Below are 4,847 nucleotides of genomic sequence, written 5' to 3'. Positions count from 1 at the left end.
TGGNTCGGAGATGTGTATAAGAGACAGGGCCGGGTTCGGGCGGGCCGGTCAGAGGCGCTCGACGACGGTGGCGATGCCCATGCCGCCGCCGACGCAGAGGGTCGCCAGGCCGTACCGCTTGTCCTGGCGCTCCAGCTCGTCGACGAGGGTGCCGAGGATCATCGCGCCGGTGGCGCCGAGGGGGTGGCCGAGCGCGATGGCGCCGCCGTTGACGTTGATCCTGTCGAGCGGCAGCCCCATGTCCCGGGCGTAGCGCAGGACGACCGCGGCGAACGCCTCGTTGATCTCGACGAGGTCGATGTCGTCGATGGTGAGTCCGGCCCTGGCGAGGGCCTTGCGGCTGGCGGGGGCGGGGCCGGTGAGCATGATGGTGGGGTCGGAGCCGGAGACGGCGGCGGAGACGACGCGGGCGCGGGGCGTCAGCCCGTGGCGCCGGCCGGCCTCGCGGGAGCCGACGGCGACGAGCGCGGCGCCGTCGACGAGGCCGGAGGAGTTCCCGGCGTGGTGGACGTGGTCGATCCTCTCGATCCAGTGGTACTTCTGCAGGGCGACGGCGTCGAAGCCGCCCGCCTCCCCGATGCCGGCGAAGGACGGCTTGAGCGCGGCGAGGGAGTCGGCGGTGGTGCCGGGGCGCAGGTGCTCGTCGCGGTCGAGGACGACGAGCCCGCTGCGGTCCCGGACGGGGACGACGGACTTCTCGAAGCGGCTCTCCTTCCAGGCCGTTGCCGCGCGCTCCTGTGAGAGGGCGGCGTATTCGTCGACGTCCCGCCGGGAGAAGCCCTCCACGGTGGCGATGAGGTCGGCGCCGACGCCCTGCGGGACGAACCCGGTGGCGAGGTTGGTCATCGGGTCGGCCATCCAGGCGCCGCCGTCGGAGCCCATCGGGACGCGGGACATCGACTCGACGCCGCCGGCGAGGACGAGGTCCTCCCAGCCGGAGCGGATCTTCGCGGCGGCCATGTTGACCGCTTCGAGACCGGAGGCGCAGAAGCGGTTCTCCTGTACGCCGGCGACGGTGTCGGGCAGCCCGGCGGCGATCGCCGCGATTCGGGCGATGTCGGAGCCCTGGTCGCCGACGGGTGAGACGACGCCGAGGACGACGTCGTCGATGCCCTCGGGGTCGAGGCCGGGGTGCCGGGCGCGCAGTTCCCGGATCAGGCCGACGACGAGGTCGACGGGCTTGGTGCCGTGCAGGGAGCCGTTGGCCTTGCCGCGCCCGCGGGGGGTGCGGATCGCTTCGTACACGTACGCTTCGGTGGTCACGGGCGGGCCTTTCGCGTCGCGGGGGTCGCTTCACCGTCGATGATGGGTCAGGCGGGCGGTGGACGGCCACGCGGAACGCGCCGGGTTCGGTGGCCGGGCCCCGGCGCTCGCCCCGGCCCCCGCAGGCGAGGCGGACCCCCGGCGCACCCCGGTCGCGCCCGCCTCCTTCGGGCCGGCCCGCCGCGGACGAGTGGAGGAGGACCCGATGGACACGCGGGACGGCACGGCACGGGCGTTCGACGTGGTCCTCTTCGGGGCGACCGGCTTCGTCGGGGAGCTCACCGCCCGGTACCTGGCCGCGCACGCCCCGGCCGGGTGCCGCTGGGCGCTCGCCGGGCGGGACCGGGGCCGGCTGGAGCGGCTGCGCGATTCGCTCGCCGCCGGGCACCCGGAGTGCGCCGGCCTGCCGCTGCTGGTGGCGGACGCCGGGGACGCGGACGCGCTGCGGGACCTGGCGGAGTCGGCGCGGGTGGTCGCCACGACGGTCGGCCCGTACGTCCGGTACGGCGGGCCGCTCGTCGCGGCCTGCGCCCGGGCCGGCACGGACTACGTCGACCTGACGGGCGAGCCGGAGTTCGTCGACCTGGTGTACCTGCGCCACGACGCGCGGGCGCGGGAGACCGGCGCACGGCTGGTGCACGCCTGCGGCTTCGACTCGGTCCCGCACGACCTGGGCGTGTACTTCACCGTGCGGCACCTGCCCCGGGACGTGCCGCTGCGGGTCGACGGGTTCGTCCGGGCCGACGCGCTCTTCTCGGGCGGCACCCTCGCCTCCGCGCTCACCGCCCTGAGCCGGGTCCGGCAGACGGCGCGGGCGGCCCGGGAGCGGCGGCTGCNCGAGCCGCGGCCGGCGGNGCGGCGGGTCGGGGCGGCGCCGGGCAGGCCGCGGTTCAGCCGGGAGGCGGGCGCGTGGGCGCTGCCGCTGCCGACGCTGGACCCGCGGATCGTGGCCCGGTCGGCGGCGGCGCTGCCGCTGTACGGGCCGGACTTCCGGTACCGGCACCACGCGGCGGTGCGCACCTGGCCGGTGGCGCTGGGCGGTGCGGCGGCCGTGGGCGCGGGCTTCGCGCTGGCGCAGTTCCCGCCGGCGCGGCGGTGGCTGTCGGAGCGCTGGGCGCCCGGCAGCGGGCCGGACGCGGAGCGCAGGCGGCGGAGCTGGTTCCGGGTGCGGTTCGTCGGCGAGGGCGGCGGGCGGCGGGTGCGCGCGGAGGTGTCCGGCGGCGACCCGGGCTACGGCGAGACGGCGAAGATGCTCGCCGAGTCGGCGCTGTGCCTGGCCTTCGACGAGGGCCTGCCGGCGACGGCCGGGCAGGTGACGACGGCCGTCGCGATGGGCGACGCGCTGCTGGGGAGGCTGCGGGCGGCGGGCCTCCGGTTCCGGCTGACCGACGTCCGCTGAGCCGGACGGCCCGCCCGGGGGATCCTTCCGCACGCGGTCGCCCCCGTACGCGGTCGCCCGTACGGGGACCGCCTGTGGGTGGTGGCCGCTCCCGTACGGGGCCGTCGGCGTGAGGGCCGCTGCCGTACGGGGCCGTCCGCCCGCGGTGGTCACTCCCGTACGAGGCAGAACGGGTGGCCGGCCGGGTCGGCGCACACGGTCCAGCTCCGCTCCGGGCCGCCCTCCTCCAGGACCGTGGCGCCCAGTGCCAGGACCTCGGCGCGGGCCCCCGCCAGGTCGGCCACCCCGATGTCGAGGTGGAACTGCTGGGGGCGCTCCGGGTCGGGCCAGCGGGGCGGCCGGTGGCCGGCGGCGCGCTGGAAGGCCAGGACGCGCCCGTCGCCGAGGTGGAGCGTGGCCCAGTCGTCGTCGAGGGACCAGCGGGGGTCGGGCCGGTCCACGTCGCCGCCCAGGAGGCCCTGGTAGAAACGGGCGAGGCGCCGCGGGTCGGGGCAGTCGAGGACCACGCACTGGAGACGGCCGATCACACGCCGCTCCCCTGCCGGGCCGCGGCCTCCCGCAGGGCCCGGCGGCACAGGGCGTCGGCGCGGCGGGTGGTCTCCGGCAGGCGGTAGCGGGGCGTCAGCGCCAGCGTGTGGGCGCAGGCGGCGTCCAGGCCGACGCGGTGCCCGGCCGAGACGAAGACCGGCTTGACGCCGTCGCGGGTGCGCAGGGCGCGCCCCACCTCCTCCGCCCCGTCCAGCAGCGGGGCGGTGTCGCCGCGGCGGGGGCCGGGCTGCTCGTGGGTGAAGGCGAACGGGTTCTTGGCGACGCCGAGCACCGGCAGGCCGGTGAGCACGCCCAGGTGGCTGGCGAGGCCGAAGCGGCGCGGGTGGGCCTGCCCGTAGCCGTCGCAGACGACCAGACCCGGCCCGGCCGCCAGGGCGTCCAGCGCGGCGAGGACGGCGGGCAGTTCGCGGAAGGCGAGGAGCCCCGGCACGTACGGGAAGGCGACCCGGCCGACCGCGGTGGCCTCGTCGACCACGTCGAGGGTGCGCGCGTCCAGGACGACGGCGGCCGCGGCGACGAGGTCGCGCTCGTCGTCGTACGCCACGTCGACACCGGCCACCAGGCCCGTGCCGACCGGGGGCCCCGGTTCGTCCAGGACCACGCGGGCGCGCAGCTCGTCCTGGACGGCCAGCGCCTCGTTCTCGTCGGCGGGCCAGCCGGCGGGCGTTTCGAGGATCGTCATAGTGCCCGTCAGCTTAGGGGGCCGCGGCGCCCGGCGCCCCTGCGTACGGCGGACCGGGGTGGCGGCCGGGCCGGGGCGGGTCCCGGCGGGCGGTGCCGTGCGCACGGGCGCCGGCGGTCCACCGGGCGCCACCGCCGTCGGCACCGCGCGGAACGTGCCGCCGCCGTCCCGTCCGGCGCCCTGCCCCGGGCGCCCGCCGGGTGACGCGGGTCACGGTGACGCAGGTCACGGGAGCGGCCGGGCACTCCTCGGCCGGGTCCGCCGTCCTCCCCGGTGAAGAGGGAGACCTATGAGGGAGCGTGGCGTGTCCACCGTCATCGAGCAGCCCCTGCAAGCCCGCCTCGTCGCGTCGGCGCCCCGCGTGGACGTCGTCTCGACCGTCCTGCGCTACGACCCCGCCGACCCCTTCGCCGTCCACATGGCCTTTCCCGCCCCGGCCACCCTCGAAGGCGTGGAGACCGTCTGGGGGTTCTCCCGCGAACTGCTCGCGGCGGGGACGGACGCGCCGGCCGGCGACGGCGACGTGCGGGTCCGGCCGTTCGGCCACGGCCGGACGGTGGTGGAGTTCCACGCCGCCGAGGGTGTCGCCATGGTCCACGTGCACACCGACGAGGTCCGGCGCTTCCTGCGCCGCACCGAGCGCGCGGTGCCCGCCGGGCACGAGTCCCGGTTCCTCGACCTGGACCGCGGTCTGGCCCGGTTGCTGCGCGACCCGCGCTGACCGGCGCCGCCGGCAGCCCCTCCGGTCCCGCCCCCTTCGGACCCGGCCCGCCCCGGTGACAGCAGGCCCGGACGGCGGGGCGCCGCCCCGGCCCCGCGCCGTCCTGCCGCCGCACCTCCGCGCGCCGTGCGCGCCGCCCGTGCGCGGCCCGGCTCCGCGAGCCGGTCCCGCCCTCCCGTACCGCCGCCCCGGCGGCCGTCCGCGCGGTGCGCCGCNNNGTGAAGCGACAAGAA

5 protein-coding genes and 1 pseudogene are annotated in these 4,847 nt (G+C 77.8%); 3 read left to right on the top strand and 3 right to left on the bottom strand.

Annotated elements, in window-relative coordinates; all coding sequences use genetic code 11:
- Positions 1–48: 48 nt before the first annotated feature.
- Positions 49–1,263 (bottom strand): acetyl-CoA C-acetyltransferase, encoded by a 1,215-nt coding sequence (locus MW084_RS18760; RefSeq protein ID WP_010473839.1) that lies wholly within the window; start codon positions 1,261–1,263, stop codon positions 49–51.
- Positions 1,264–1,468: 205 nt separating this feature from the next.
- Here MW084_RS18760 and MW084_RS18755 point away from each other — a divergent pair.
- A pseudogene (locus tag MW084_RS18755) lies at positions 1,469–2,099 on the top strand (saccharopine dehydrogenase family protein); the annotation flags it as partial.
- Positions 2,100–2,118: 19 nt separating this feature from the next.
- The coding region (locus MW084_RS18750) for a saccharopine dehydrogenase family protein (RefSeq protein WP_476718374.1) at positions 2,119–2,662 on the top strand (544 nt) is incomplete at its 5' end.
- A gap of 149 nt (positions 2,663–2,811) precedes the next feature.
- On the opposite strand, the gene MW084_RS18745 is transcribed toward MW084_RS18750, so the two are convergent.
- Both MW084_RS18745 and MW084_RS18740 read right to left on the bottom strand, forming a co-directional pair.
- Positions 2,812–3,189 carry a VOC family protein gene (locus MW084_RS18745; RefSeq protein ID WP_010473836.1) on the bottom strand — a complete coding sequence of 126 codons (378 nt, stop codon included), beginning with the start codon at positions 3,187–3,189 and terminating at the stop codon, positions 2,812–2,814.
- A complete protein-coding gene (locus MW084_RS18740) occupies positions 3,186–3,893 on the bottom strand; it encodes an endonuclease V (protein ID WP_010473834.1) in 708 nt (235 codons plus the stop codon). Before MW084_RS18740 ends, MW084_RS18745 begins: the two co-directional genes overlap by 4 nt.
- 304 nt (positions 3,894–4,197) lie before the next feature.
- On the opposite strand from MW084_RS18740, the gene ssgD reads away from it, so the two are divergent.
- Positions 4,198–4,614 carry a spore wall synthesis regulator SsgD gene (gene ssgD, locus MW084_RS18735; protein WP_010473830.1) on the top strand — a complete coding sequence of 139 codons (417 nt, stop codon included), beginning with the start codon at positions 4,198–4,200 and terminating at the stop codon, positions 4,612–4,614.
- Positions 4,615–4,847 lie beyond the last annotated feature (233 nt).

It is taken from the genome of Streptomyces sudanensis (assembly GCF_023614315.1).
GTDB classification, from domain to species: domain Bacteria; phylum Actinomycetota; class Actinomycetes; order Streptomycetales; family Streptomycetaceae; genus Streptomyces; species Streptomyces sudanensis.
Note: the sequence above shows the minus strand (reverse complement) of the source record. Positions and strands in the feature narration are given on the sequence as shown.